This window comes from Nakamurella sp., from assembly GCF_048594475.1.
Lineage (GTDB): Bacteria > Actinomycetota > Actinomycetes > Mycobacteriales > Nakamurellaceae > Nakamurella.
Window position 1 is genome coordinate 1 of record NZ_JBMDXT010000166.1, and the last position, 2886, is coordinate 2886.

A 2886-nucleotide genomic window follows, 5' to 3' on the forward strand; every position below is an offset into this window, starting at 1 on the left:
CGCGCCGCCGCCGGCCATCCGCACGGTGTCGACCTGGGTCGGGATGGCGTCGAGGCAGTCGCGGATGCCGAAGGCGACACCCTCGTAGACCGCGCGCAGCAGGTGCCAGCGGTCGTGGCTGCCGGTGATCCCGTTGAACGACCCGCGCGCGCTGGGCTTGACGAACGGGGCCCGCTCGCCGCCGGGGGCCAGGTAGCCGTGGTAGATGACGCCGCCGCAGCCGATCGGCACCTCCTTGATGTTCGCGTCGAGGTAGTCGAACAGGCCGACCTCGCCCGGCTGGGACGAGGCCTCGCGACGGAACGGGTCGCCGAACTCGCGCAGGAACCAGTCGAGGTTGGGCGTGCAGCAGTTCATGCCCAGCGCGCGGATCCAGGTGTCCGGGCTGTGCGGGATGACCCAGCCGACGTCGGTCGGCAGGATCTCCGAGCCCAGGTTGTCGGTGGCGACGGTGACGATCCCGGCGGTCCCGATGACGGCCATGCAGTCGCCGGGTCGGGCCACACCGACACCCAGGGACGAGGCGGTGATGTCCATCTGGCCCTTGAACACCGGGGTGCCCTCGGCCAGGCCGGTGACGCCGGCGGCGTGCGCGGTCACGGTGCCGATCTGGTCGACCGGGCTCTTGATCGGGGGCAGGACGCCCTTGGTCCGGTCGTCGAAGCCCCAGGCCGCGTTGACCTCGTCCGACCAGCGGCGGTTGCGGACGTCGATGCCGGCCAGCGACGCGTCGGACGCGTCGGTCGAGGCGTCACCGGTGAGGTTGTACTCGATCCAGTCCTTGCACCACAGGTTGGTCGCGCCCTCGAGGATCTCGGGCTCGTTGTCCTGGCGCCAGCGCAGCAGCGCCGAGGTGGTGCCGGCGTACGGGCCGGTGCCGGAGATGTTGAACTGCTTGCTGACCGTGCCGTCGGCATACCAGCCGTCGATGATGTCGCCGGCCCGGCCGTCGGTCCACAGGTAGGCCGGACCCTTCGGCTTGCCGTCGGCCCCGATCAGCCAGGTGCCGTCACCCTGCCCGGTGGCCGACAGCGCGATGATCTCGTCGGCGCGGACGGAGCTGTTGGTCAGAGCCTGCGCGATGGCCTCGGTCCCGGCGACCCAGACCTCGTCCATGCTCTCCTCGGCCAGGTGCGCCTGCGGGTTGGTGATCGGCACACTGCGCGCCCCGCGTGCGATCTCGTTTCCGTTGGTGTCGAAGATCGCTGCCTTGACGACGGACGTGCCCGCGTCCAACCCGATGATGTACTCGGCCATGTTGCTCCTCTGCAGTGAGGTCGTTCCGGGGAGATTCCGCGCATGAACCAGCGGTGTGCCACCAGTGTGACGGGCGGCACGGCCGTGCGCAATAGACATGACCGATCGTGTCCACTCTATTTCGTACGTGTGCATACATGTCTAGCCAACAAGGCGGTCAGTCGATACGATCGGCCATCATGCGTGGATTGGTGAAGTTCGATTCCGGGCCCGGCAACGTCGAGCTGCGCGAGGTCCCGGCGCCCGAGCTGGGTCCCGGCCGGATCCTCATCGACGTGGCCGCCGTGGCCATCTGCGGCACCGACCGGCTGGCCATCGAGGCCGGTCACGATCACGGCAAGGTGCCCCGGGTGCTCGGCCATGAGGTCAGCGGGGTGATCCGGGCGATCGGACCCGACACCGACACCGACCTGGTGGTCGGCGACCGCGTGACGGTGGAGACCGACGCCTACCTGTGTCACACCTGCGCCTACTGCCGGCGCGAGGAGTACAACCGGTGCCCGAACCGGCTGGGCATCGGGACGACGGCCGACGGCGGGCTCGCCGACCAGCTCGTGATGCCCGCGCTGGCGGTTCACCGGCTGCCGGACAACGTGTCCCTGCTCGCCGGCGCCCTGACCGAACCGTTGGCCGTCTCGGTCCACGCCGTCATCGAGCAGAGCCCGGTGCTGGCCGGCGAGGTCGTCGTGGTGATCGGTCCGGGCGCCATCGGCCAGCTGTGCGCGCAGGTCGCCCTGGCGGCCGGGGCCACCGTGGTCATGGTCGGCCGATCCCGGCACACCGAGCAGCTGGCGCTGGCCGAACGGATGGGCGTGACGCACACCGTTGATTCCGAGACCGTCGACGTGGCCGCCTATGTCCGCGGTCTGACCGACGGGTACGGCGCGCACACGGTGTTCGAGTGCAGTGGCGGCGCCGGTGTGCTCGAGGGCGTCATGCCGCTGCTGCGGCGCGGCGGCCGGATCGTGTTGCTGGCCTTCTTCCGCACGCCCCCCGCGGTCGACGTGGACCGGTTGCTCAACCACGAGCTCGAGCTCGTCGGGTCGCGCGGCAAGCGCGCGTCGAGCTACCGCACCGCCCTGCGGCTGATGGCCCAGGGTCAGGTCGACGTCGAGGCGATCGTCGGTGCCACGCTGCCCCTGGACGAATGGGAGAAGGGCATCGAACTGGTCGGCCGCGGCGTCAAGGTGGTGCTGGAGGTCAAGCCCGAGTAGCCCCTGGCCGCGTCCACCGTTCATCAGGTCCGCCCGCGTCCGCGGGCGGACCGTTCGTGTGCGGCGCGGCTCGAATTCGGTGCGGCCTCGAGGTCGGCTGCGGCCAGCTCGTCGGGTTGAGGTGAGAGTGCGGAGACTCGGCCGGGCTGGGCGGATGGTCCGCGGCCGGCCCGGCTGAGCGCGGCGGTCGCGGACAGCAAGCCACGCCCGGGCAGCGCCGGAACGCCGAAAGGCCCACCCGCGGCGGCGTTCCCGGTGAGGGGCGGGACGCGACGCGGGTGGGCCCGACGGGGAAGGTCGGCGGCGTGCCGCCCTCCCGATGGAGACGGCCGCGGGGTGCGCCGGCGTGGCGCGGCCCCGCGGCCGGGCCGCGGTGCGGAACCGAGCAGGGCTCGGGGACGAGCAGGGTTTCTAG

At 71.3% G+C, this 2886-nt stretch carries 2 protein-coding genes; one reads left to right on the forward strand and one right to left on the reverse strand.

The window, feature by feature from the left end; translation table 11 throughout:
- Positions 1–1257 (reverse strand): FGGY family carbohydrate kinase (locus ACOJUF_RS08410; RefSeq protein WP_420121409.1); only part of this gene is annotated, 1257 nt, incomplete at its 3' end.
- A 179-nt stretch (positions 1258–1436) separates the two neighbouring features.
- Here ACOJUF_RS08410 and ACOJUF_RS08415 point away from each other — a divergent pair.
- Positions 1437–2471 (forward strand): zinc-binding dehydrogenase, encoded by a 1035-nt coding sequence (locus tag ACOJUF_RS08415; protein ID WP_420121410.1) that lies wholly within the window; start codon positions 1437–1439, stop codon positions 2469–2471.
- Positions 2472–2886: the final 415 nt, after the last annotated feature.